25 protein-coding genes are annotated in these 25,953 nt (G+C 40.9%); 15 read left to right on the top strand and 10 right to left on the bottom strand.

What is annotated here, in order from left to right; genetic code table 11:
• Positions 1-383: 383 nt before the first annotated feature.
• Genes H5079_RS13015 through pspF form a run of 6 tightly spaced genes read right to left on the bottom strand, consistent with a single transcriptional unit; the run spans position 384 to position 6,793 of the window.
• A complete protein-coding gene (locus H5079_RS13015; RefSeq protein ID WP_011328713.1) occupies positions 384-1,145 on the bottom strand; it encodes an ATP-binding cassette domain-containing protein in 762 nt (253 codons plus the stop codon).
• Positions 1,145-2,137, bottom strand: coding sequence for an oligopeptide/dipeptide ABC transporter ATP-binding protein (locus tag H5079_RS13010; protein ID WP_011328712.1), 993 nt, complete (start codon positions 2,135-2,137; stop codon positions 1,145-1,147). The genes H5079_RS13015 and H5079_RS13010 overlap by 1 nt, the downstream gene beginning before the upstream one ends.
• A complete protein-coding gene (locus H5079_RS13005) occupies positions 2,138-3,031 on the bottom strand; it encodes an ABC transporter permease subunit (protein ID WP_011328711.1) in 894 nt (297 codons plus the stop codon).
• A complete protein-coding gene (locus tag H5079_RS13000) occupies positions 3,018-4,052 on the bottom strand; it encodes an ABC transporter permease subunit (protein WP_089368562.1) in 1,035 nt (344 codons plus the stop codon). Before H5079_RS13000 ends, H5079_RS13005 begins: the two co-directional genes overlap by 14 nt.
• On the bottom strand, positions 4,052-5,659 hold the full coding sequence (locus H5079_RS12995; RefSeq protein ID WP_182684251.1) for an ABC transporter substrate-binding protein: 1,608 nt from the start codon (positions 5,657-5,659) through the stop codon (positions 4,052-4,054). Before H5079_RS12995 ends, H5079_RS13000 begins: the two co-directional genes overlap by 1 nt.
• A 48-nt stretch (positions 5,660-5,707) precedes the next feature.
• Positions 5,708-6,793 (bottom strand): phage shock protein operon transcriptional activator, encoded by a 1,086-nt coding sequence (gene pspF / locus H5079_RS12990; protein WP_182684250.1) that lies wholly within the window; start codon positions 6,791-6,793, stop codon positions 5,708-5,710.
• 185 nt (positions 6,794-6,978) lie between these two features.
• Between pspF and pspA the strand changes: the two genes are divergently transcribed.
• The 8 genes from pspA to H5079_RS12950 all read left to right on the top strand — a co-directional run bounded on the left by pspA (position 6,979) and on the right by H5079_RS12950 (position 13,621).
• Positions 6,979-7,638, top strand: a complete 660-nt coding sequence (pspA, locus tag H5079_RS12985) for a phage shock protein PspA (RefSeq protein ID WP_041454499.1) — start codon at positions 6,979-6,981, stop codon at positions 7,636-7,638.
• 85 nt (positions 7,639-7,723) lie between these two features.
• A complete protein-coding gene (pspB, locus tag H5079_RS12980) occupies positions 7,724-7,957 on the top strand; it encodes an envelope stress response membrane protein PspB (RefSeq protein WP_011328706.1) in 234 nt (77 codons plus the stop codon).
• A complete protein-coding gene (gene pspC / locus H5079_RS12975; RefSeq protein WP_011328705.1) occupies positions 7,954-8,355 on the top strand; it encodes an envelope stress response membrane protein PspC in 402 nt (133 codons plus the stop codon). Before pspB ends, pspC begins: the two co-directional genes overlap by 4 nt.
• 63 nt (positions 8,356-8,418) lie before the next feature.
• Complete coding sequence (locus tag H5079_RS12970) at positions 8,419-9,840, top strand: YcjX family protein (RefSeq protein ID WP_182684249.1); 1,422 nt, start codon at positions 8,419-8,421, stop codon at positions 9,838-9,840.
• Positions 9,837-10,862, top strand: coding sequence for a YcjF family protein (locus H5079_RS12965; protein WP_011328703.1), 1,026 nt, complete (start codon positions 9,837-9,839; stop codon positions 10,860-10,862). Before H5079_RS12970 ends, H5079_RS12965 begins: the two co-directional genes overlap by 4 nt.
• Positions 10,863-11,019: 157 nt before the next feature.
• Positions 11,020-12,201 (top strand): methionine gamma-lyase, encoded by a 1,182-nt coding sequence (megL, locus tag H5079_RS12960; RefSeq protein WP_011328702.1) that lies wholly within the window; start codon positions 11,020-11,022, stop codon positions 12,199-12,201.
• A gap of 238 nt (positions 12,202-12,439) precedes the next feature.
• On the top strand, positions 12,440-13,237 hold the full coding sequence (gene phhA, locus H5079_RS12955) for a phenylalanine 4-monooxygenase (protein WP_011328701.1): 798 nt from the start codon (positions 12,440-12,442) through the stop codon (positions 13,235-13,237).
• A gap of 39 nt (positions 13,238-13,276) precedes the next feature.
• Positions 13,277-13,621, top strand: coding sequence for a 4a-hydroxytetrahydrobiopterin dehydratase (locus H5079_RS12950; RefSeq protein WP_011328700.1), 345 nt, complete (start codon positions 13,277-13,279; stop codon positions 13,619-13,621).
• Between the two features lie 258 nt (positions 13,622-13,879).
• Here the strand turns inward: H5079_RS12950 and H5079_RS12945 are convergent, their stop codons facing one another.
• Positions 13,880-15,907, bottom strand: coding sequence for a BCCT family transporter (locus tag H5079_RS12945; protein ID WP_182684248.1), 2,028 nt, complete (start codon positions 15,905-15,907; stop codon positions 13,880-13,882).
• Between the two features lie 199 nt (positions 15,908-16,106).
• Between H5079_RS12945 and H5079_RS12940 the strand changes: the two genes are divergently transcribed.
• Both H5079_RS12940 and H5079_RS12935 read left to right on the top strand, forming a co-directional pair.
• Positions 16,107-16,688: a hypothetical protein gene (locus tag H5079_RS12940; RefSeq protein ID WP_182684247.1), complete on the top strand. Its 582-nt coding sequence runs from the start codon at positions 16,107-16,109 to the stop codon at positions 16,686-16,688.
• A gap of 49 nt (positions 16,689-16,737) precedes the next feature.
• Positions 16,738-17,109, top strand: a complete 372-nt coding sequence (locus tag H5079_RS12935) for a hypothetical protein (protein ID WP_182684246.1) — start codon at positions 16,738-16,740, stop codon at positions 17,107-17,109.
• A gap of 149 nt (positions 17,110-17,258) precedes the next feature.
• Here H5079_RS12935 and dapD read toward each other — a convergent pair whose 3' ends face one another.
• From dapD to map, 3 genes are all read right to left on the bottom strand, one after another.
• A complete protein-coding gene (dapD, locus tag H5079_RS12930) occupies positions 17,259-18,089 on the bottom strand; it encodes a 2,3,4,5-tetrahydropyridine-2,6-dicarboxylate N-succinyltransferase (protein ID WP_011328697.1) in 831 nt (276 codons plus the stop codon).
• Between the two features lie 9 nt (positions 18,090-18,098).
• Complete coding sequence (gene glnD, locus H5079_RS12925) at positions 18,099-20,717, bottom strand: [protein-PII] uridylyltransferase (protein ID WP_182684245.1); 2,619 nt, start codon at positions 20,715-20,717, stop codon at positions 18,099-18,101.
• Positions 20,718-20,785: 68 nt separating this feature from the next.
• A complete protein-coding gene (gene map / locus H5079_RS12920; protein WP_089368556.1) occupies positions 20,786-21,571 on the bottom strand; it encodes a type I methionyl aminopeptidase in 786 nt (261 codons plus the stop codon).
• 271 nt (positions 21,572-21,842) lie between these two features.
• On the opposite strand from map, the gene rpsB reads away from it, so the two are divergent.
• The 5 genes from rpsB to H5079_RS12895 all read left to right on the top strand — a co-directional run bounded on the left by rpsB (position 21,843) and on the right by H5079_RS12895 (position 25,950).
• Positions 21,843-22,571, top strand: coding sequence for a 30S ribosomal protein S2 (gene rpsB / locus H5079_RS12915; RefSeq protein ID WP_011328694.1), 729 nt, complete (start codon positions 21,843-21,845; stop codon positions 22,569-22,571).
• Between the two features lie 103 nt (positions 22,572-22,674).
• Positions 22,675-23,526 (top strand): translation elongation factor Ts, encoded by an 852-nt coding sequence (tsf, locus tag H5079_RS12910; RefSeq protein WP_011328693.1) that lies wholly within the window; start codon positions 22,675-22,677, stop codon positions 23,524-23,526.
• A 157-nt stretch (positions 23,527-23,683) separates the two neighbouring features.
• Complete coding sequence (pyrH, locus tag H5079_RS12905; RefSeq protein ID WP_011328692.1) at positions 23,684-24,433, top strand: UMP kinase; 750 nt, start codon at positions 23,684-23,686, stop codon at positions 24,431-24,433.
• A gap of 50 nt (positions 24,434-24,483) precedes the next feature.
• On the top strand, positions 24,484-25,005 hold the full coding sequence (frr, locus tag H5079_RS12900) for a ribosome recycling factor (protein ID WP_011328691.1): 522 nt from the start codon (positions 24,484-24,486) through the stop codon (positions 25,003-25,005).
• Positions 25,006-25,170: 165 nt separating this feature from the next.
• Complete coding sequence (locus tag H5079_RS12895; protein WP_011328690.1) at positions 25,171-25,950, top strand: isoprenyl transferase; 780 nt, start codon at positions 25,171-25,173, stop codon at positions 25,948-25,950.
• The last annotated feature ends 3 nt before the right edge of the window (positions 25,951-25,953 follow it).

Raw genomic sequence — 25,953 nt, 5'->3', positions numbered from 1 at the left:
GGATACTGCGAACACCTAAACAGAAAGCGGCGCACCAACGTGAGTAACTGCGAAAAGCTACTGGCTTAAAGCGTTACTTCAAAAAGTTACCCGTTATTTCCCTTCACTGTGAAAGCACAGTATTTCGCATGCCTAAAAATGAATAAAAACAGTGTTATTTGAATATTATTTTAATAAGCAGAGGAATTTTAAAAATTAAGGATGCTTTTAAGCCTAGCAATGTTTGTTTAGATAAAGACTGAAGGGATTAATAATTAGAGTGGGTGTCATTTTAATTTTTTAACATTTTAGTTTTTCAGACGTTCAGGTTTAATTATGTTCTAAATCAAACCTAAACGCGTACACTTTTACGTATTGAAGTTAGTTTTTCTTGGATTGTCTCATCAACAACTCAATAATTTTTGCGTTATTTTCGATTGGGGATTTTGGAATATTGCTTCGGTGGGGCCGTATTCAACAATTTCGCCTCGTTCTAGTACTACCAGTTGGTCGCTAATATGGCGGACTAAACTAAGGTGATGGGTTATTAATATATAGGTTAATCCGGTTTCTAGTTGTAGCTTTAGTAATAAATTAACTATTTGTGCGCGTACAGAGGGGTCTAGAGATGAAAGTGCTTCATCGAGTACAACAACCTTAGGATCTAATATAAGTGCGCGAGCAAGCGCTACACGCTGTAACTGCCCTATGCTGAACATGTGCGGATAATATTGTTGATGATCTACTAATAACCCCACTTTTAACATGGTGCTGTCTATTTTTTCGGCGCGTTGTTGTTTGTCAAAATCGGTATTAAATTGCAGGCAATCATCGAGCATGTCGGCAATAGTCAGTGCCGGGTTTAGCGAGGTTGCTGAGTCTTGAAAAATCATTCTGATATGGCGACATTGTGGATCGCGAATGCCGTTATTTTCGATTATGTTGTTTTCGAGTAAAATTTGCCCGCTATCAGCGCTATCGGCTCCGGCAAGTAATTTTGCTAGGGTGCTTTTTCCAGCACCCGTTTCACCAATTATGGCTATGGTTTCGCCTTTGCCAACACTAAACGAAATATTTTTAAGTACTGCAAATTTTTTACGGCTAAATAATCCAGCCCGTAAATTAAAGCTTTTTGATAATGCTTGTACTTTTAGTAAGGGTTGCACTATTTCATCTCCTTGATCAGCGGAAAATGACACGCATAACTATGCCCTTGGTGTTTAGTTAGCTTTGGCGCAATAACACATTCTCTTTGTGCTTGCGGGCAACGCGGCCCTAACCGACAACCAATTGGTAAATGTTGCAGCGTAGGAATGGTGCCTTTAAGCGCGTAAAAAGGCTCTTTATGCGCCAAACCATGTTCGTAATCGGGTAGGCTTTTTAGTAGTGCTTGCGTATAAGGGTGGCGTGGTTGGCTAAAAATACGATGCGTTGGGCCTGCTTCAACCATTTGTCCACAATATAAAACATGAATAGTATGCGACCAGTTAACAATTTCTTCTAGCTCATGAGAAATCATTAAAATAGACATGTTTTTTAACTGATTTAAGCTTTTTAACAATCTAAATACTTGTGCACGGGTGGTGCTTTCAAGTGCGGTGGTGGGCTCATCTGCAATTAATAATTTTGGCGTACGCGCAATTGCCATAGCAATCATCACTTTTTGGCACACCCCTTCTGAAAGCTCGTGGGGGTAGCTGCTAAGTATTTCTTCGTGGTTTTTAATACCGACTTTATGAATAAGTGCTTTTACTCTGTCTTTGCGCTCGCGATTACGCTTTAAGAAAAACCCTTTACTTGCTACCTCAGGTAAGGTTTCGGCTATTTGATCAAATATTTTAGCGGTAGGGTCAAGGCAGCGACTCGGATCTTGATAGATCATTGCTATGTCTTGGCTCACTACTTTACGGCGTTGTTCTGGGGTTAAACGCATTAAGTCTACCCCGCGCCAATGCACTCTATCAGCTGTTATTACCCAGCGTTCATTAAGCACTCCTACAATTGCTTTGGCGATTAAGCTCTTCCCAGAACCAGATTCACCCACTAAAGCATGTACTTCGCCTTCTTTTAAGCTAAAGCTCACTCTGTCTACGGCTCTAATAACGGTTTCAGAGGTGTGTAATTCAATGGTTAAGTTTCGAACATCAAGTAATTGCATTTAATCAGCCTTACGCGCTTGTAAAACTTGGCGAAGTCCATCGCCTACTAAGTTGGTTGACAGTACCGCTAAAAACAACAGTACGCCGGGCAGAGCTACAGTCCAGGGGGCTAAATATATAAGCCCGAGGTTTTCGGCTAAAATTGCACCCCATTCGGTTGTAGGTGGTTGCGCGCCTAATTTTAAAAATCCTAAAGCGGCTATATCTAAAATAGCAGTAGAGAGCGCCATGGTAAAAATAACCACTATATATTCATATATATTAGGGTAAATCCCTCGCGACAATATATGCCAATTAGAGGCGCCATCGAGCCGATAAGCGGTGATGTAATCTTTACTCAGCTCATCTACAATTAAGTTGCGAATAGAGTGAATAAATTGCGGCAGCAGTGCCAAAATAATTGCCCATACGGTATTCATTAAACCTGGGCCTAATATCGCTATAATAATAATTGCCAGCAACAACGACGGAATAGAAAGCGTTATATCCAGTAAGTGATTTAAAAAACTGGAGCGAAGCCCGCGACTAATACCAGCAAAAGTGCCTACGAGTAAGCCAATGACAGTGGTTAAAAACGCTGCAATAATTGATAAGCCAAATGTATACGTTGCGCCGTTCATTAATCTAGAAAGCACATCGCGGCCTAAATCGTCGGTGCCTAAAAGAAAACGTACGTCACCCATTTCGCGCCACGAGGGCGGAATAAGTAAGGCATCACTATGTTGCTGATTAACCCCATAAGGGGCTAAAAAAGGCGCACTGGCAGCCAGTAAAGCAAAAGCAATAAACACCCATAAACCAACGAGTGCAGGGTGGTTGGTTTTAAATTTTCGCCATAGCCGTGCTAGGGGCGATTTATTCGACTCTTCAGAAAATAAGTTAAACTTTGCCATGAGCTTGGTTCCGTGAGAGTGGGTCGAATAGAGTATAAATTAGCTCTGCGATTATGGTGGCAAAAATAATAAATAAAGAAACCGCCATTAAGCCACCTTGTATAGCGGGGTAATCACGCTGATAAATACTATCAATTAACCAGCGGCCAATCCCAGGCCACGAAAAAATAATTTCAGTGATCATTGCCAGCGTAATAAGCGTGCTAAATTGTAAACCAATTTGCTTAATTACCGGTAACAATGCATTACGCAGCGCATGGTGCATTATAAGTTGCCTGCGATTAAGGCCTTTTGCGCGCGCTGTTTTAATAAAGTTTTGATCCATTACTTTAAGCATAGATTCGCGAGTAAAGCGTATTAATACCGTAGTGGGGTACATAGCCAGTACTATGGTAGGCAAGGTAAGGTGGTGTAAGGCGTCAATAAAAGCCATGCCCTGGTACGGAAAGCTTGCCAAGCTAATATCAATTAAAATAAAGCCAGTAGTGGGTGGTATTTCATAGAGTAAACTCATTCTTCCCGACATTGGAAACCAACCCAGTTGCAATGAAAATAGCATAATGAGTAATAATGCTAACCAAAAAATAGGCATGGAATAGCCTATCATAGTGGTAGAGGAAATAAGCTTATCGGGCCATTGTTTATAATAAGCAGAGGCTAATATGCCTGTAGGAACACCAATAACAACCGAAACAAACAGCGCGTATATACTAAGCTCGAGTGTGGCAGGAATTAAGTCGAGTATTTGCGAAAACACGCTATCTCCAGAGGCAAACGACAGTCCCCAATCACCTTGCAATATACGCCCTAAAAAAGCGATATATTGCATAAAATAATTACTATTATATAAATACTTATCTTCTAACTGGGTGTGTTGCGCAAAGTTATTACTGGGAATACCGCTTAAATTACTTAATGCATCGCCAGGAAATAAAAAGCTCAGTAAAAAAGTAAAAACGCTAAGCATTAATACCATAAAAACAAATAAACCAATGCGGCGTAAAATATAATCTAAGCGCATTATTTTTTCCTCGCATTAGCAAGCGAAATAGCACCAAATGGGCCGAGCGTTATGCCCTCTACATCAGCACTGCTTGCCTGAAAACGCATGCCGTGGGCTATTGGTATTAAAGGTAGCTCATTAATAATCATGCTTTGTGCAGTGTCATAATATTGTTTACGCAGTGCTATATCGGTTGTACTAAGCGCTTGGTTAAGTAAAGAGTCAAATTGTGGGTTACACCAATTTGCGGCATTTTTACCACTAAAGGTGGCCGTGCAACTTAGCAAAGGGCTAAAAAAGTTATCAGGGTCGGGCGTATCGGCAGCCCAGCCAAGCAGTACGCTGTCGTGTCGGTGCTCGCCAACACGCTGAATAAAGGTATTCCATTCGTATTCTATAATACTCACTTTAACCCCTATTTTACGTAAATCACTTTGCATTAGCTCGGCCATTTTACGGGCATTAGGATTATAAATACGACTGACTGGCATGGCCCAAATGTTCATGTTAAAGCCATTAGGTAAGCCAGCTTCAATAAGTAATTTTTTGGCTAAAGCAGGGTCAAAATTTGGAATGTTAGCTTGTGGTTCAAACGCCCACGAGGTGGGTGGTAAAATTGATTGAGCGCGAATACCATTGCCGTAATACACAGCCTGCATTATTTTATCTACGTCAATTGCATGAGCGAGTGCTTGTCGTACTCGTATATCGTCAAAAGGGGGGCGCTCAGTATTAAATGCCCAGTAGCCAATATTTAAGTTAGTTTCTTTTTCTACATTAATGTCGTCGCGCTGGGCTAAAATACTCAATTGCGCGCTACTTGGATGAGCAGTGACATCACATTCTTTGGTGAGCATTTTAGCTATACGCGTGGTGCCGTTAGGGGTAATGTCGTAAACCAATTGATCCAGTACCACGTCGTGTTTCCAATAAACTGGGTTTTTATAAAAGCGCACTAAATGGTCGCGCCTATACTCTTTATAAATATACGGGCCTGTGCCTACTGGGTAGTGATCAAACAAATTGGTTTGTTCGCTGGCTTTTAGTTGCATGGCATATTCTTGTGACAATACAACCGCAAAATCGGTGGCCATATTGGCTAAAAAGCTACTTTCGGCATTAAACAACTCAAACCGTACTTGATAGTCAGACACACGTACAATTTTACGAATAAGCTGATCAATTCCTACACTCTGAAAGTAAGGATAATTAGCATCGCCAACAAAGTGATACGGATTATAAACATCAAATAAGCGGCTAAAAGTAAAAATAACATCGTCAGCGTTAAAGTCACGGCTAGGCGTAAAATAAGCTGTGGTATGAAATTTTACGTCTTTACGTAAGGTAAAAGTAATCGATTTACCGTCTTTACTCGTTTTCCAATCGGTGGCTAATTCACTTTGAAATTCAGCTGTAACAGGGTCAATACTAATTAGGCGGTCGTATAATTGATTGGCAATAATATCTATAGTTGAGCCTGTTGTAGTTACCTGCGGATTAAACGACACAGGGTTTGCTTCAGCGCAATAAACTAAGCCTTGGTTTTTTTCTTTTAAGATTTCTTCTTTACTATCTATACACCCTATAAGGCTGGTTGATAGCAAAGCAAGTAATAATTTATGCACCTGCGTAACCTCTAACTATTATTGAACTATAACTAAGTAAACTGAAACTCACCCCTTGGTGTCGCTTGGGTATAGCAAGTTATATTTTTTCAGATAGCCACGTAATTGATGATACGTCAAACCCAGTACTTCTGCAGTTTTCTTTTGATTAAATTGGCTATGCTCTAAAGCTTTGTTAATCATTAAAATTTCAAAGTCGTTAGAGAGTTTTTTTAAGTTACATGGAAACTCAGTATTAATAGGCGCTACACTTGGTAGTGCTTGAGCAACCGGCGCTGCGGCAACCGCTGGCTCAGGAGTATTAATGTTATTATTAACAAAAGCAGTAGGCTTTACTCGTGGTTTTGGCCTAAAACGGCTTTCAAATGGGTCTAAAATAATCTGATGAACGGGGATCTGTTCACTCCCATGGCGATACAAACTGCGCTCAACCACATTTTTTAGCTCTCGAATATTACCAGGCCAATCATAACTAAGCAGTGTTTCTGTGGCACTACGGGTAAAACCGCTAAACAATTGCCACTCTAAATCGCGCGCCATATTCATTGCAAACTGCTCTGCAAGCAGCATTATATCGCCTTGGCGTTCACGCAGTGGGGGAAGGGTTATTACATCAAAAGCCAGGCGGTCGAGCAAATCGCTTCTAAACTCACCTTGCTGTGCTAAATAAGGTAAATCTTCGTTAGTAGCGCACACTAAACGCGTATCTACTTTTATTGTTTGTTTACCGCCTACACGCTCAAATTCACCGTACTCTATAACGCGTAGCAATTTTTCTTGTACCATTTCGGAGGTGTTTGCTAGCTCATCTAAAAATAAAGTACCGCTGTTTGCACGTTCAAAGCGGCCTTCGTGGCGTTTGCTAGCGCCAGTAAAAGCACCACTTTCATGGCCAAATAGTTCACTTTCGAGCAGGTTTTCGTTAAGCGCCGCACAGTTGAGTTTTACATAGCTTTGATCCCAACGTTTAGATAAAAAGTGTAAACGCGCTGCAATTAACTCTTTACCTGTGCCACGCTCACCAATAATAAGCACTGGTTTATCTAGGTTAGCTAACTGCGATACCTGATCAAGTACCGATAAAAAGCTATCAGATTGGCCGAGTAAGTTATCTTGTTGGCGATATTGGCTCATATTTCCTAACTCTTAGTCATTTTTACTAACAGTTAGTGTATTTCATAATGGGAGATAACTAAAGTAATTTGTAATTTGAGTTTAACTCTATGAATAAATTATGTATTTTAACTTTTATAAAGTTGGCAAGCATATTGATACAGTTATAGCAGACAAACTAAGTTTAAATTATAGAGGTAAATGTTATGGGAATTTTTTCACGTTTTGCAGACATTGTTAATTCTAATATCAATGCCATTTTAGATAAAGCAGAAGACCCAGAAAAAATGGTTCGTCTGATTATTCAAGAAATGGAAGACACCTTGGTAGAGGTTCGCTCTACGTCAGCTAAAACACTCGCTGAGCGAAAAGAATTAGTACGTCGCGTTGATACACTTAAAGCGCAAATGAATGATTGGCAAGACAAAGCTGAACTAGCGCTAAGCAAAGATCGTGACGATTTAGCACGTGCCGCTTTACTCGAAAAGCAAAAGTCAGCTGAAGCTGTAGCCTCAGTCGAGGGTGAACTTGAGCATGTAGGCTCACACATCGAAAAGTTACAACAAGAAGTAACCACGCTACAAGAAAAGCTAGCAGATGCTAAAGCTCGTCAAAAAGCGATTATATTACGTCAGCGTTCGGCTGAGTCGCGCCTTGAAGTTAAAAAAGCACTTGATAGCTCAAAGGTAGAAGATGCACTTAATCGTTTTGAGCGTTACGAAACTAAAATAGATGGACTAGAATCTCAAATAGAGTCGTACGATTTAGGCAAAAAAACCTTAGCAGATGAAATTGCCGAACTGCAAAAAAACGAAAAGGTAGACGATGAGTTAGCTGAGCTTAAAAAGAAGCTAGCAGATAAGTAACGTATAGCTAACGCATACCAATAATAATATAAGGGGCCCATGTGCCCCTACTTAAAACACTAATACGGATAGTCAGGAGAGGGTTATGTTTGATCCAGAAATACTCGTAGCACCATTTATTTTATTTATGATTTTTGTAGCGCCATTGTGGTTAATATTGCACTACCGTAGCAAAAAACAAGTAAGCCAAGGGTTAAGTGAACACGAGCATCGCCAGTTATTAGAGCTTGCTCAAAAAGCCGAAAAAATGGCAGACCGAGTTGAAACACTCGAAGCATTACTTGATCAAGAGTCGCCACAATGGAGGCGTAAAGTATGAGTACCAAACGTGAATTATTAAGAGATCCGCAGCGCGGAAAAATAGCCGGCGTATGCGCTGGACTAAGCGATTATTTTAATATGGAATTATGGTTAGTTCGTATTATATTTGTTAGTGCGGTATTACTAACTGGCGGCCCTTTATTTGTGGTAGCGTATATTGCAGCCTGGTTTATTTTAGATAAAAAAGAACCCACTAGCGCCTATAAAACAAATTCAACTAACTATGGCGATCCGCTAGAAGTGAAATTTAAAGTATGGCAAAAAGGCGAGCCACCGCGCCGCGCATTGCAAGACTTAAAAGAGCGTTTAACACGCGTAGATACGCGCCTACAAAATATAGAACGCTATGTTACTTCTACTGAATTTACGGTGAGCCGTGAAATTAACAAACTTTAAAGGATTTAATAGCACGGCAACTACACATTAAACAGTAAGTGAAGTGCTAAGTGCTAAACCATTATGAGTCGTACTTCATTTGCAAAAAAGACCTTTACCAGTATTAAAGGCAAAGCACAAAAAGCATTGCATCGCAGCTTAGATCAGCATGTAAAACTGGCTGTAACAGGTTTGAGTGGCAGCGGCAAAACAGCGTTTATTACCGCATTAGTTAAACACTTAACAAGCCAAGCGAGTGATAAAAACCTGCCTTTTTTTGATGTAATGCGCGAGCGCCGTCACATTGCCACTAAAGTAGTGCCGCAAGAGGCGCTTAAAGTGCCCACATTTAATTATACTCGAGCATTCAATGCGTTACTCCCCAGTGACGGCGAGCCAACATGGCCGCCTTCAACCGAGCGCATAAATACGCTGCGTTTAGCTATTAAGTATCAAAGTAACGCTGGGTTGCGTGGCCATTTTTCACCGCAATCAACACTTTATTTAGATATTATTGACTACCCCGGCGAGTGGTTGCTTGATTTACCTATGCTGGAGCAAAGTTATGCACAGTGGTGCGAGCTGCAATATCCGCTATTAACGCAGCATTTGCGGGTACATACCTCAAGTGAGTTTTTAACAGCCGTTGAGCAACTCGACCTAAATGCGCCGGTAGATGAAAGCGCACTTGCGCATATTGCACAGCTTTATCAAAGCATGTTGGTAGGGCTTAAAAAAGACACTAAATTAGCTATGCTGCAACCTGGGCGCATGTTAATGCCAGGCGATTTACAAGGCGCGCCATTGCTATTGTTTTTTCCAGTATCGGGTGAGATAAATAGTAATAACCTAGTTGCAGGCTCTAACTTAGCGCATTTAATTAAACGCTTTAACGCCTACGTTAAAGAAGTTGTAAAGCCTTTTTATAACGAACACTTTCGCCATTTTGATCGCCAAATAGTGTTAGTGGATGTGCTTAGTGCCTTAAACGAAGGGCATGCAACCTTGCAAGAGCAAAGTAGTGTTATTAATCAGTTATTGGCGCACTTTAGTTATGGTGAATCGGGCTTTTTTAAACGCTTATTTAAACCTAATATAGATAAAATATTATTTGCCGCTAATAAATCAGATCATATAACCGCTAAGCATCATAAAGATTTAGCACTATTACTCGACTCATTAGTGCACGAGCAAAGTAATCATTTAAAGTTTGATGGTGTGCAAATAGAAACCATGGCTATGTCGTCAATTACCGCAACACAGCCGCGCCAAGTAACCGACAAAGGCCAAACGCTAGACTGCATTTATGGCAAGCCACTTAACGAGCCTGATTGGCTAACCTACTTACCGCCACAGCCGCCTAATAGAATGCTTAATAAAAGTGAATGGCCAGCGCAAGGGTTTGAGTTTTTATCGTTTTCGCCAATGCCAAGCCCAGATAAGCAGTTAAAACATATTCGATTAGATCATGTGATGCAGTACCTGTTAGGAGACAAGTTAGCATGAGTGAATCAAACCAAGAGTTTCAAGCAGGACGTCGTATAAATACCCAGAGTATGGAGCAAAACGAACCTGAATTGGCGCCTGCAAAAATAATTGAACATGGACAAAGTGATTACCAAGAAGATAATGACGAAGCGCTAGAGCCAGAAATTGACCTAGCGCCAGTATATAAAAAGTCAAAATGGCAAACGCTCAAAGGCATTTTTGTTGTTAGTTTTATAGTGCTGGTATTGCTAGAGTTTGCTTTTTCATTGGTACTGGCTTTTCAACAGTCGATTATTTTAGGCAGTATATATTTAACCGCTGTAGTGAGTGGGGTGTTGCTAATCGGGCGCTTATTATGGCGCGAATACCGAATGCTGCGCAGTTTAAAACGTAACCAGTTACATCGCCATGAAGCCGACAGGCTGTTAAATAGCGAGCAAGTAGGCGGCGCATTACCTTGGCTTGAAAAACTAAATAAACATCAGCAACTTGATAACTTTGAAACTTTTAAAAATCAAGTGGCAACGCATCACAGCGATAAAGAAATAATGACGCTGTACGCCAATAGTTTATTAATAACGCAAGATACCCAAGCTAAAAAGCTAATTAATCGCTTTGCAACTGAATCGGCGTTACTAGTTGCGCTTAGTCCGCTGGCGCTGGTGGATATGATGGCTGTGCTGTGGCGTGGTACTAAGTTAATAGAGCAAATAGGAAAAATTTACGGGATTGGTTTTGGTTACGCAAGTCGCATAAAACTGTATCGCATGCTAATAAAGCAAGTAATGTTTGTGGGCAGTGCCGAGCTTATTTCTGATTTAGCTGCAACCGCGCTAAGCGCCGAGTTATTAGGTAAGCTTTCAGGGCGAGCAGCACAGGGCTTAAGTGCCGGTATATTTACCGCGCGCATTGGCTACAAAGCAATGGAACTAAGCCGCCCATTACCTCGGCTTGAAAATAAACGCAATTTATTAAAAAGTACGGTACAAAATATTGCTAGTAAAATTATTAGCCGTAAAAAGCCCGAGACAACGGAGTAAGCAGTATTAAGAAATACTTGGCAATATTTATGTACAGCTAAAAGTATAAATATTGCACAAATGGCCATCTGAGCATCCGGGATGCTTGTGCTTTGAATGCCCATACGTTTTGATTGAAGGCTAATACCCAATAACAATCAAAATAAGAGAGTATTCAATGAGCAAGCATCATATAAACACCCAATGTATTCACGGCCCGCAAAAAGCAAACGACCCTCACGGCGCACTCACTTCTCCTTTGTATCAAACCTCAACTTTTCATTTTGAAAATGCAGCGCAAGGTGCAGCACGTTTTGCTGGCGATGAGCCGGGCTATATTTATACCCGCCTAGGCAACCCAACTACTACCGAGCTTGAACAAAAAGTAGCGCAATTAGAGGGCTGTGAAGCGGCTGCAGCAACGGCAACTGGTATGGGGGCGGTATCGGCCTCAGTACTTAGCTTTTTATCGCAAGGGGATCATTTAATTGCATCGAGTGCTTTATATGGGTGTACCTTTGCGTTTTTCTCGCACATGTTGCCGCGCTGGGGAATAGAAGTCACCTTTGTTGATATGACCAACGAGGATGAACTACGCGCTGCAATTAAACCCAATTCAAAAATGATATTTGTAGAAACGCCCATTAACCCCACTATGGCGGTTATCGATTTAGCATTAATTGGCGCCGTTGCAAAGCAGCACAACTTAATTAGCGTGGTCGACAACACCTTTTTAACGCCATTACTACAATCACCTAAGCAGTACGGTATCGATATTATAGTACACAGTGCTACCAAATATTTAAACGGCCATGGCGATGTGGTAGCGGGCATTGTATGTGGATCTATGGAGCATATAACGCTAATAAAAATGACGGTGCTTAAAGACATTGGCGCCACTATAAGCCCGCACGATGCTTGGCTTATTAATAGAGGTTTAAAAACCCTCGCCATAAGAATTGAGCGCCACTGTATCAGCGCACAAACAATTGCCGAATACTTAGAAGCGCACCCACAAGTAAGTAAAGTTTACTATCCTGGGCTTAAATCGCACCCTGGATATAAATTTATTGGCAAACAAATGAAAGCGGCAGGCGGTGTTATTGCTTTTGAGCTAAAAGGTAGTTTGCAGCAGGGGGCGCAATTTATTGATAGTATGCGGCTTTGTACAATTGCCGTAAGTTTAGGCGACGCTGAAACACTTATTCAACATCCAGCCTCTATGACCCATTCACCTTACACACCAGAGGAAAGACTCGCTGCTGGTATTAGCGATGGATTAATTAGGCTTTCGGTTGGACTTGAAGATGTTAACGATATTATTGCTGATCTTCATCAGGCATTTACTCAAATAAATTAGGGTGTATTTAATTGTGTACGATATTTTGCATCTTTAAAGCTTGTAATTGCTAGGTTGTTTTAAATTATTTACTTGCGTGTAATTTTAAGTGTACAAGATGGCTGATCGTGGCTAATACAGATGTAGCCCAAGCTATTAAACTTTTGTTCACTTTTGCATAGTATGGCTGCAATCGGTATCCAAGTTACTTGGGTATCACCCTGACACCGGTTTCGGGTTAATCCCAAAGAAGGTACTAATGGCTAAAGCAAGTAAATACACCTCCAAAACACCAGATGAAAATGGCGTTATACATTGGAGCGATGAAGAAAATAAAATTTGGTCTGAGCTCGTAGCGCGCCAACTTGCGTGCATTGAAGGCAAAGCCTGTAACGAATATATGGAAGGTTTAAAAAAAATAAACCTGCCACACGATCGTATTCCGCAACTTAGTGAGCTAAACGAAGTACTGCTAGCCACTACCGGTTGGCAAGTAGCGCCAGTGCCGGCACTTATCGACTTTGATGAGTTTTTTCGGTTACTGGCCAATAAGCAATTTCCGGTGGCGACTTTTATTCGTAGCCGGGATGAGTTTGATTACCTACAAGAACCCGATGTGTTTCATGAAATATTTGGTCACTGCGCTATGCTTACTAACCCTGATTTTGCAGAGTTTACGCATAAATACGGAAAACTTGGCTACGCGGCAGAGAAAAAAGATCGTGTATACCTAGCGCGCATGTACTGGTTTACCGTTGAATTTGGTTTAATGCAAACCGATAATGGTTTGCGTATATACGGCGGTGGTATTTTATCAAGCCCAGGAGAAACCCAGTACGTATACTCAAGCACGCCAGAAATTACGCCAATGAGTGTATTAGATGTGCTGCGTACCCCGTACCGAATTGATATTATGCAACCGCAGTACTACACCATAAATTCGATTCATGATCTGTTTGATATATCGCAAATGGATATAATGGCTTTGGTTGAACAAGCAAAAGAACTTGGCTTGCACGACCCAAAATTTTCACCAAAAGAAAAATTAGCTAGTTAACTTTAATATAAAAAGTAACGCTAAAGATAAGGATTTAAAATGTCTTCATTAAGTGCACAAAAATGCGAAGCCTGTCATGCCGATGCGCCAAAAGTATCAGACGAAGAGCTAGCGCAATTAATTACCAAAATCCCTGATTGGGTACCTGAAGTACGCGATGGCATTATGCAGCTTGAGCGTGTTTACAAATTTAAAAACTTTAAACAAGCTATTGCGTTTACTAACAAAGTAGGCGACATGGCTGAAGACGAAGGCCATCACCCAGGTTTATTAACCGAGTGGGGCAAAGTAACAGTTACTTGGTGGAGCCATTCAATTAAGGGACTGCACAAAAACGATTTTATTTGCGCCGCTAAAACAGATGACGTATTTAACGCGCTGTAATACCAAACTAATTGAGCAAACCAACAAAGGCACTTATTTTTAAGTGCCTTTTTGGTTTTTAGGGAGAAATAAAAGGCCAAACACAGGGAGCTTAGGCTAGCAGGTGGATGTGGGTAGTGAGCAAATTAGGGTTGTTTTTAAGGCATAGAGCAAACGATAAACCTGGTTAGTGATAAAGCCAGCCTGGCTACGATCGCTTTGGATTATTTAGCCCTTAACTATGTGATGCAGATAAGGGCTAAATTGGGTTAGCGCAAATTATTTGTCGGTGTTTAGCATTTCGTCATGCTCAGTCATATCCCAAGGAAGCTCGCCTGGGCTGTTATCTAAAAAGTGCAAATAGTTTTCAAATTGGTCGAGAATATCTTTCACAATATCATCTTCGCTATAGCCAAAAATATCATACGACAAACCACCACGGCGTAAGTATACCTCTGCACGACAATACGTTTCAGTGTCATCTGTTTCAGGTTTTAGCTCAGAGTGAACAAAACTAGGCATTGCATGCTCTGTTAACCTTATGTCGTATACAAAGTCCATATGTTCATGGCGTAAAACAGTTAAGTGCGCGCGACATAAGTCGGCATCAAATACTACTTCAGCATGCCATTGTCGAGATTTTAATTCGGCTTGCACTTCTTTCATCGCTTTAGTCACTACTTGGTCAATAAAGTTATGTACTTTGCTTTTGTTTGGGTAGTCGATCATGGCTGCTAAACGGCGTTTCCAATGCGATAAATTTAAGTTTCTGCCGTTTAAAGTATGTGCTTGTAAACTGGTATCGCGATGCCCTTCAATTACAAGCGCACGCCATAGGCCAACAGTGGCAATTAGCATAATAATAGCAAAGGGTAATGCACTGGCTATTGTCATAGTTTGCAGTGCGCTGAGCCCGCCTGCCAGTAATAAAGCTGCAGCAACCGCACCTTCAAGAACCGCCCAAAATACCCGCTGCCATGCAGGAGTGTTTGCATTACCACCTGAAGCTAATGAATCAATAACGAGTGAGCCAGAGTCAGACGAGGTAACAAAGAAGGTGATAATTAAGAATACCGTTAATAGCGAAATAAAGAATGACCAAGGTAATACTTCAAATAATTGAAATAGTGCTACGGCATGGTTCGCTTGCACATCAGTAATTAAAGTGTCTAAGCCTTCATTCATGATTAAATTGAGAGCCGTATCACCAAATATCGAAAACCATAAAAATGTGAATATGGTGGGCACTAACATTACCCCAACAACAAATTGCCTGATGGTGCGACCACGGCTAATTTTTGCGATAAACATACCCACAAAAGGTGCCCAGGCAATTGTCCAGCCAAATATAAATAAGGTCCAGTTACCTATCCAGTCGCTGCGACTATAAGCTTGCAAGTTAAAGGTACGCTCAACAATACCGCTTAAGTAACTGCCAGTATTTTGTAAAAAAGATTCTAAAATATGAATGCTAGGACCAATAAAAAATACAAACATCATTAAAGATATTGCCAAGGTCATATTCAAAATAGATAAGCGCTTAACGCCTTTATCCATACCTGCTACCACAGAGATGGTTGCTGCTGCGGTTATAATGGCAATGGCTGATATTTGCACTGTGGTATTTATAGGAATGCTTGGCCATAAATAATGTAGGCCCGCATTTATTTGCGTTACCGATAACCCCAAGGTCGTGGCTATACCAAATAGAGTACCTAAAATAGCAAATATATCGACCGCGTGACCAATTGGGCCATAAATTCTATCGCCAATTAAAGGATATAACGCTGAGCGAATTGATAGGGGCAAACCATGACGAAAAGCAAAGTAGGCAAGTACTAAACCTACAATTCCGTATATTGCCCATATATGAAATCCCCAATGGAAAAATGCAATTTGCATTGCTTGTTTAGCAGCGTTAACTGTTTCTGCCGCACCCGAAGGTGGAGATGCATAATGCAATACAGGCTCAGCAACACCAAAGTAGAGCAGTGCAACACCGTAGCCTGCAGAAAATAACATAGCAAACCACTCTGCAAAGCTATATTGCGGCTCTGAGTGATCGGGCCCTAGTTTTATGTTTCCCCAACTAGAGGCGGCAACAGAGACTATAAATACTAAAAATATAGCGACAGATAACATATAAAACCAGCCAAAGGTTTCTGTTATCCAAGTAAGGGCGATACTGAATGCTTTACCAGCAAGTTCAGGGTTACTGCTCGTACCTATCACTAAAAGGAGAATGATGAATACGGCAGGCAAAAATACGGGGAGTAAAATAGTTGAGCGTAAAGCTTTTGTTGTCATATTAGTCCTTAATATTTATTGCTAACTTTAATGTATGCTTAACTACCTTATTATATTCTGGGTGTGCTTGGCTAATTTAATTACTTTTAGCTACTTCAAGTAAAGTAAACTGGTCTAAGCATTATTTATTCAAAGTACCTTTTTGCTTTTTTATTACATATTTAATAGCATGGTTAAAACAATTAAAAAAACAGCCTTAATGACCCTATCTCGTTATCACCTTGCAGCGCTAATTATTACAGTGACCTTTATAGACTCGATGTTTATTCCGCCTGTATTTGGCATACAGTGGCACAGCCAAAAATTTACCTATGAGTTGTCTACTTACCTAGTTTGGATAAAGCTGATATTGGTAAGTATTGCTACTTATGTGTTGATAAAAAGCATCAGTAAAACAAGCAAACATACTGTTCAAGCAAAATTAGTTAGCTTGCTATTGTTTATAATGGCAGGGTTACAAATTGTAGCACTTGGGCTTACATGTATTTGGTATGCCATTGTTGGCAGTCAAGCGCAATTTTATCAGCAGCAGGAAAATATAGTAGCGTATACCAGCGATGTAGGTGCATTTGGCAGTGCGTATCATCACTTTGGTTATCAGTGTGTGGGTGAATATGGTTTTTATACATACATGCCAATAGCCACTATCGATTGGTTACGGGACATGTCATTTTATGAGAAAAACAATCAGCTAATTATTCGTTATTATGATTTTAAAACGAAAAATCAGCAGGTAAAACAAATAGACTTACATGGCTTGAGTTGTGGTTCACAAGAGTAAAGCGTACTAAGTTGTGCAGCTATTATATTTATTTTTTAGGACTTAAGTTATGGAAGAATGGAAAATAAGGACTTTGATTGGTATTGCATGTGCAGCTACAGGTTGGCTCGTGGGGCATAAACTTGCTTTAGGAAGAGAAAAAAGAAAAGAATACAATGCTGCAGTTGAACCTATTAGGTGCTTACTAATAAATGATGAAGAAGTTTCTGGTTCAGTAATAAAAACGCTTGAAACAGTGCTTGGTCGAGATAGCGGGAAAATCATAAAAGAATATAATGTAAGCTATAAGCCATCTATATTAAGAGCTCACGAGTTATTAAATACTAATGAGTATGGTGAGCCGCAAGGGGATGAAGATGAATGTAAGAAGATATTCAAAGAAGCTACAAAAAGACTATTAAAAAAGTGCGAGTTAAAATAGTTTTTATAAATGAAATTATTATCAGCGATCTTAAAAAAGCGCTAAACCCACAAGGGCTTAGCGCTTTTAAATATACAATTAAAGTTCAGCTAAAACACTTAACTTTAAAGTGTCGTTGGGTTTCGCTGCGCTCTACCCAACCTACTTAACTATTCATCATCAATTGAGCGAAGCAGGGCGTTTATGCCTACTTTTTCGCGTGTTTGCTGATCTACTTTTTTCACTATAATTGCAGCGTACAGGCTGTGGCTACCGTCTTTTGATGGTAGTGCGCCAGGGACTACTACTGCGCCTGCTGGTACGCGGCCGTAGTGAATTTCACCGGTTTCACGGTCATAAATACGGGTACTTTGGCTGATGTAAACGCCCATTGAAATTACCGCGCCTTCTTCAACAATTACACCTTCTACTATTTCAGAGCGTGCGCCAATAAAACAGTTGTCTTCGATGATGGTTGGGTTGGCTTGTAATGGCTCTAAAACGCCGCCTATGCCTACGCCACCCGATAAGTGTACGTTCTTACCAATTTGTGCACACGAGCCTACAGTAGCCCATGTATCAACCATGGTGCCGTCGTCAACGTATGCGCCAATGTTTACATACGATGGCATAAGTACCACGTTTTTACCTACAAAGCTGCCTTTACGCGCAACAGCATTAGGCACTACGCGCATGCCGCCTTGTTTAAATTGCTCCGGCGTGTAGTCGCTAAATTTAAGTGGTACTTTGTCGTAAAACTGATTTACGCCATCGTCCATTGCTTGGTTTTCGCGAATACGGAACGACAGTAAAACCGCTTTTTTAAGCCATTGATGTACTACCCATTCACCCGATATTTTTTCAGCAACGCGTGCTGCGCCACTGTCTAGCAGGTCAAGCGCGTCAATAATGGCTTGCTTTACTTCAACAGATACTGTGCTTGGGCTAATGCTATCGCGGTTATCCCAGGCGTTTTCGATCATCGTTTTTAAATCTGACATAGTGTCCTCTTATTCGGTTTCTGCGTTGAGTTTTTTACGCAATGCTTGATGAATTTTGGCTTGTTCTTCGTCTGTAAGTGCTTGGTACTCGTTATTAGAGACCACGAAGAAATCTTCTGCGCGCTGCCCCACTGTGGTAATACGCGCAGCGTGTATGTGTAATAAGTGTGCTTGAAAAACTTCGGCTATTTTAGTCAATAAACCGGGTATATCAATTGCTTGGATTTCAATTAGGCTGCGATCTTTACGCGGATGCGGGCGCAGCACAATTTTAGGTTTTATATTAAAGTCTTTAAAGCGTTGCGAGCGATTCTTTTTAAAGCGAATTTTTTTACGCGGCTCAAACAAGGCTTGCTCTAGGGCGCGTTTAATTGATTGTGCTCTGCCACTGGCAATTGGCTCGCCATTTACTTCTAAAATAACAAAGTTAAATAGTACGTAGCCATCTTTGGTGGTAAGTACTTGCGCGTGCTGTATTTGCGCCTTTTTAGAACCAATAACACTCACTAAGCGGGCAAATAAAGGCCCAGAGTAAGGGCTGTATACAAATACTTGGGTGCCACCGTGCATCGCTTTATTTGATACGATAACACTCGGTTGACTTAAATCTTCGCTATTAACTAAATGCTGGCTGTGCCATGAAATTTGCTGTTCGCTAAAAGCGGTAAAGTAATTGGCTTTAAAGCGGCTCCAAATTAAATCAATTTGGTCTTCCATGTAGCCTAAGTTGAGTAATCGCTGTTTAGCTTGATGCTTTTTGTCGCGAATTTGGTCGCGTTGATCCATTGGATTTTCAAGCCCTAAACGCAGTGCGTGTTGCGTATGTAAGTAAAGCTCACGCAGCAGGGTGTTTTTCCAATCGTTCCATAAATTGTCGTTGGTGGCACGTATATCGGCAACGGTTAAGCAATATAAATAATCAAGTTGGCGCTCTGTTTTTACTCGTGTGGCAAAGTCTTTAATAACTCCAGGGTCGTTTATATCTTTACGTTGTGCGGTAACCGACATAAGTAAATGATTACTAACCAGCCATGCGATTAGTTTACCATCGGCGACAGAAAAGGCATGTAACTTTGCAAAGGCTAGTGCGTCAACAGCGCCCAGCTCTGAGTGGTCGCCACCACGGCCTTTGGCTATGTCATGAAATATACCCGCTAAATAAAGTAGCTCAGGTTTATCCATACGAGTGACTATTTCACTACAAATAGGAAATTCGCTGACACCGGTTTTATCAAAGTACTGATAAATATTATTTATTAATCTGTGGGTGTGCTCATCTACTGTGTAGGCATGAAATAAGTCAAATTGCATTTGCCCAAATATGTTTCGCCACTGCGGTAAATAAGCAGCCAGCATGCCGTGTTTATGCATTAAGGTAAACGCACGGCCCATACCATTGGGGTGCTTTATAAGACGTAAAAAAGCTTCGCGACAGGCAGCGTAATCTTGTAAGTCGCCCAGTAAACGGCGGCGCACTTGGCGAATAGTGCGAATAGTGCTGGGATAAATGTGCGTTATTTCTGGGTTGCCGGCAATATGCTCAAATAACATAAAAAGCTGATCGCGCCTAAAAAATACCGATGGGCTTTTTACTTTAATTTGATTGCCAATACGCTCAAAATTGCGATCAAGCTCTTGAATAATAGGTTGATGGTGTTTTGGCGAAATACTTTGTTCAAAGTACGCCAGTAGCATCAGGTTTAGTTCGCGTACGCGGCTCATTATTCTAAACAAACGCTTCATCATGCGCTCAACTGACGATTTACCATCGCTACCAAACCCCAGAATTTCGGCGGCTTGCGGTTGGTGATCAAACAGTAAGCGGTTTTCTGAACGCCCAGCAGCCAAATGCAGCGCAAAACGAATATTCCATAAGTTTTCTAGGCACTCTGAAAGCTCTTGAAACTCTTCGTGAGTAAGGTAGCCATGGCTAATAAGCTCTTGTAGGGTTTCTGCTCTAAAGTGTTTTTTAGCAACCCAAATAATGGTTTGCAGATCGCGCAGGCCACCGGGGTTTTCTTTTATGTTAGGTTCGAGATTATACGCTGTGCCGTGGCATTTTCGGTGGCGTAAATGTTGCTCTTGTACTTTGGCTAAAAAAAACTCATTTGAGCGCCACACTGGCGTGTCAATTATGTGGTTTTTTAGCTTTTCAAATTCTATATGATTACCAAAAATAAGCCGGCTTTCTAATAAGCTGGTGGCAAAGGTAACGTCTTCACGTTTTTGCTCTATGGCTTGCGCTATAGTGCGAACACTGTGCCCAATCTCTAAATTGAGATCCCAAAGCATGGTAACAAACTGACCTATTTTTTCGCTGATTTCAGCGTTTGGTTGTTGTGTTACTAGTAGCAAAAAGTCGATGTCGGAATAGGGGTGTAATTCACCTCGTCCATAACCACCTACGGCTATAAGTGCTAGGTCGGGTTCGTGCGCTAAATCATAAACATGAAACAGTTTGATCAGCAAACGATCTATGAATTCAGCCCTGGCATTAATTAAATTACCAACCGGTTGTTTAGAAAACTCATTAAAAAGCCATTTATAAAAATAGCTAGAACAATCGCGATAATCACTAAGTTGCTCTGCGTCGCTAAGCAACTTTTTTACTTTGTTGGGTAATGCCACCGGGGCTGATTCCTTATTTATACGAGTTCATTTTGATAAATAAATAGCTATCAAGTTGAACGGGTATTTTAATGCTCAATGATCCTGTCGATTGTATCATCTGATCGTAGCGTTAAAATTTCAACACCATTTTCAGTTACTAACAAAGTATGTTCCCACTGGGCTGACAAGCTACGGTCACGTGTAACCACAGTCCAATCATCTTTAAGTAGTTTACATTGGCGTTTGCCCGCATTGACCATAGGCTCAATAGTTAAACACATGCCGGCTTTTAATACTTCGCCAGTACCTGCTTTGCCATAGTGCATTACTTGTGGCTCTTCGTGAAACCCTGCGCCAATACCATGGCCACAGTATTCACGAACAATTGAGTAGTTGAAGCTTTCAGCATATTTTTGAATTGCTTCGCCAATATCGCCTAAACGCACACCTGGTTTTACCATTTTAATGGCAATGTAGAGGCTTTCTTGTGTTACTTCTGCAAGGCGTTTACCTTGAATGTTAGGGGTACCAACATGGAACATTTTAGAAGTGTCGCCGTGGTAGCCATCTTTAATTATGGTAACGTCAATATTAATACTGTCGCCATCTTTTAATGGCTTTTCGTTTGGAATACCATGGCAAATAACATGGTTTACAGAGGTGCAAACTGATTTTGGAAAACCATGATAATTTAATGGAGCAGGGATTGCTTTTTGCACATTAACAATATAATCATGACAAATTGTATTTAGCTCATCGGTGGTCACGCCCGGCACTACATATGGGCCGATCATTTCAAGTACATCTGCCGCTAAGCGCCCAGCTACGCGCATTTTCTCTATTTCTTCAGGGGTCTTAATAATAGCGCTCATTGAAGCTCCAAAGTTGAGTTTTTAACATTTATCGCCGCACAATTTTTGCACGCGATGTTGAGTATTTAATTTTAATATGGTATAAAGCGCGCCGTCTTTTTACAAATAAATTCTTTAATGATTTTTTGTATTTAAGGCAAACACAATTTTATTTTAACACACACACGTATCGTCACATACACTTGGGTGCATTAGAAGTTTAAATACTTCGGTGTTGGTGCTATGGGATATGTGGAGGCCTAACCCTAAACAACTATAGAGGATCTATAAAATGGCAAACGTTTCAATGCGCGATATGCTTCAAGCTGGTGTTCACTTTGGTCACCAAGCACGTTACTGGAACCCTAAGATGAAGCCTTTCATCTTCGGCACACGTAACCGTGTACATATCATCAACCTTGAGCAAACTGTACCAATGTTCAACACTGCACTTAAGTTTTTATCTGGTGCTGCTGCAAACAAAGGTAAAGTTCTTTTCGTTGGTACTAAGCGTGCAGCAAGCGAAGCAGTGAAAGAATCTGCAATCGCAAGCGACCAGTACTATGTAAACCACCGTTGGTTAGGTGGCATGTTGACTAACTGGAAAACAGTTCGTCAATCAATCAAGCGTCTTAAAGACCTTGAAATACAAAGCCAAGACGGTACTTTCGAGAAGTTAACTAAGAAAGAAACGTTAATGCTTAACCGCGAAATGGAAAAGCTTGAGAAGAGCCTTGGCGGAATCAAGAACATGGGCGGTCTTCCAGACGCGCTTTTCGTTATTGATGCTGACCACGAGCACATTGCTATCCGTGAAGCTAACAACCTAGGTATTCCGGTTGTTGCGATTGTTGATACTAACTCGAACCCAGATGGCGTTGATTTCATCGTACCTGGTAACGATGATGCTATCCGTGCGGTAAGTCTTTACACTAACGCTGTTGCAACTGCGATCACTGAAGGCCGTGAGAACACACTTGTTGCTCAAGCTGAAAAAGACGATTTCGTAGAAGCTGAGTAATTAGCTGTCTTCAAGTCTTCATCTTTTAAAGGTGAAGACTTGCTATTCTTGTAGAGCGGGTAACCCGCTTATCTAAACCTGATTCAGATTTGAGGAATTACTAATGGCTGTAACTACTGCCCTAGTTAAAGAATTACGCGAGCGTACTGGCGCTGGCATGATGGATTGTAAAAAAGCGTTAACTGAAACTGATGGCGACATCGAGTTAGCGATTGAAAACATGCGTAAAAGTGGCGCGGCTAAAGCAGCTAAAAAAGCAGGCAATATCGCTGCTGAAGGCGCTATCATTATCAAGAAAAATGGTAATGTTGCAGTGCTAGTTGAAGTTAACTGTCAAACAGACTTCGTAGCTAAAGACGTAAGCTTTTTAGCGTTTGCTGATAAAGTAGCAGAAGCTGCAATTGCAGACACTGTGACTATCGAAGACTTACAAGCTAAGTTTGAAGAAGCACGCGTTGAGCTAGTAACTAAAATTGGTGAAAACATTAACGTACGTCGTCTACAGTACATCACGGGTGAAAACCTAGTTGAGTACCGTCATGGTGATCGTATTGGTGTTGTTGTTGCTGGTGTTGCTGATGAAGAAACACTTAAGCACGTTGCAATGCACGTTGCTGCATCAAGCCCTGAGTACTTAACTCCTTCAGACGTTCCTGCTGATGTTGTAGCTAAAGAACAACAAGTACAAATCGAAATCGCGATGAATGAAGGCAAATCTGCTGAAATCGCTGAGAAGATGGTTGTTGGCCGCATGAAAAAATTCACTGGTGAGGTTTCTCTTACTGGTCAAGCTTTCATCATGGAACCTAAGAAAACTGTTGGCGAAATTCTTAAAGAGAAAAACGCAACAGTTACTAGCTTCGTACGTGTAGAAGTTGGTGAAGGTATCGAAAGAAAAGAAGAAGATTTTGCTGCTGAAGTTGCAGCACAAATCGCTGCTGCTAAAGCTAAATAAGATTAACTATTTGTGTAGGGAGTAAAAAAGACATGCAATTAATGTGTTATTTGCTTTTGCTTCACAGCTAGAAATTCTTTAAAATAACCGCGCTTTTATGTTTAACATAAGCGCGGTTATTTTTTATCCATTTTTTATAAAAGTTGGCCCCAATACTATGACTATCAATCGTAAACCTATTTTTAGACGCGTTCTTCTCAAATTAAGCGGTGAAGCTTTAATGGGAGATGAAGGCTTTGGCATCGACCCTAAAGTGTTAGACCGCATGGCTCAAGAAATTAAAGAGCTCGTAGAGCTCGACGTAGAAGTGGGTTTAGTTATTGGCGGTGGAAATTTTTTACGCGGTGGCTCGTTAGCAGAAGCAGGCATGAATCGTGTTGTTGGCGATCACATGGGTATGCTTGCAACCGTAATGAATGGTTTGGCAATGCGTGATGCGCTGCATCGTGCATTTGTAAACTGTCGTTTAATGTCGGCTATTCCACTTCATGGTATGTGTGATGCGTACAATTGGGCTGAAGCAATTAGTTTATTAAAAACGGGCCGCGTAGTTATTTTTGCAGCCGGTACGGGTAACCCATTTTTCACTACCGACTCAGCAGCCTGTTTACGTGGTATCGAAATTGAAGCCGATACGGTAATTAAAGCGACTAAAGTAGATGGCGTTTACAGCGATGACCCAGTTAAAAATCCAGATGCGACACTTTATCGTCATTTAAGTTACAATGAGATAATTGAGAAAGAATTGAAAGTAATGGATTTAGCGGCATTTACATTAGCACGCGATCATAATATGCCATTGAGCGTATTTAATATGAATAAATCAGGCGCATTAAAACGTGTTATTATGGGTGAAGAAGAGGGAACCCTTATTTCTTCACAAGCCTCAGATGAAGTAATTAAATAGATTAGGATTAAACTGTGATTAACGATATTCAAAAAGATGCGCAAGAGCGCATGCAAAAGAGTGTAGCAGCACTGGGCAGCCAGTTATCTAAGATTCGTACTGGTCGTGCTCATCCTGCATTGCTAGATGGTATTATGGTGTCGTATTATGGCTCGCCAACACCGTTAAACCAAGTTGCTAACGTAACAATTGAAGATTCACGTACACTGGCTATTGGTGTATTTGATAAGTCACTTGCGCAAGCGGTAGAAAAAGCAATAATGGCATCTGACTTAGGTTTAAACCCTATGTCAGCAGGTTCAGTTATTCGTGTACCATTGCCAGCATTGACTGAAGAACGTCGTAAAAACTTAATTAAAATTGTTCGTGGTGAAGTTGAAGGCGGTCGTGTTGCAGTACGTAACATTCGTCGTGACGCGAATGGCGATTTTAAAAACTTATTGAAAGATAAAGATATTTCTGAAGATGAAGCGCGTCAAGCTGAAGAAGCAATTCAAAAGATGACCGATAAATTCATTAAAGAAATGGATACTCAATTAGCAGCTAAAGAAGCTGAGTTGATGGAAATCTAAGAAACTAATACGCTGCACTTGGGGTAATAGATTGAACCTATTGCAAGTAAATTCAACGCAGTTAGCGTTAAAAATAGCCACTTGAAATAGATTTATTATCCCGAGTACAGGTTAAATTTATTAGTTTTGAAACGCCGGCTGGGGTATACTAGGCGGCGTTTTTTTATGGAATACTCAATATTTATGGTTCTAGATGCTGACACAATTTCACAGCAATGTTTACCTAAACATGTAGCTATCATCATGGATGGTAACGGGCGTTGGGCGCAAGCCAGAAATAGACCGCGTGTGTTTGGGCATAAAAAAGGTGTGGACGCAGTTCGTCAATCTGTACAGTTTTGTACTAAATTAGGGATACAATCGTTAACCTTATTTGCTTTTAGTAGTGAGAACTGGCGTCGACCTGAAGACGAAGTAAAAACGTTAATGGAGCTTTTTTTATTTGTACTTAGTAAAGAAGTTAAAAAGCTGCATAAAAACAATGTAAAACTGACCATTATTGGAGACTTATCGCGGTTTTCTGAAAGCTTACGCAGTAAAGTAGATACTGCTCAAAAGCTTACAGCAAATAATACCGGGCTGCATTTAAATGTTGCTGCAAATTACGGTGGACGTTGGGATATGGCTAATGCTGCTAAACAACTTGCAGAGCAAGTTGCACAGGGGCAATTAGACCCAGCCGATATTACAGAAGAGCGTATAGCACAGTACATGAGTATGGCAGATCAGGCCGAGCCTGATTTACTAATTCGTACTGGTGGCGATGTCAGAATTAGTAACTTTTTACTCTGGCAAGCAGCTTACGCTGAACTTTACTTTACCGACACACTGTGGCCTGATTTTAATGAAGCAGCATTTGCTGAGGCCATAGCGTGTTACGTTGCCAGAGAGCGACGATTTGGTTGTACGGGCGAACAAATAAAACAATTACTCGCTCAAACCTAAATA

Origin of the sequence: Pseudoalteromonas sp. SG44-5, assembly GCF_014164175.1 — a bacterium.
Lineage (GTDB): Bacteria > Pseudomonadota > Gammaproteobacteria > Enterobacterales > Alteromonadaceae > Pseudoalteromonas > Pseudoalteromonas nigrifaciens.
This window is presented reverse-complemented; position numbering and strand designations above follow the sequence as displayed.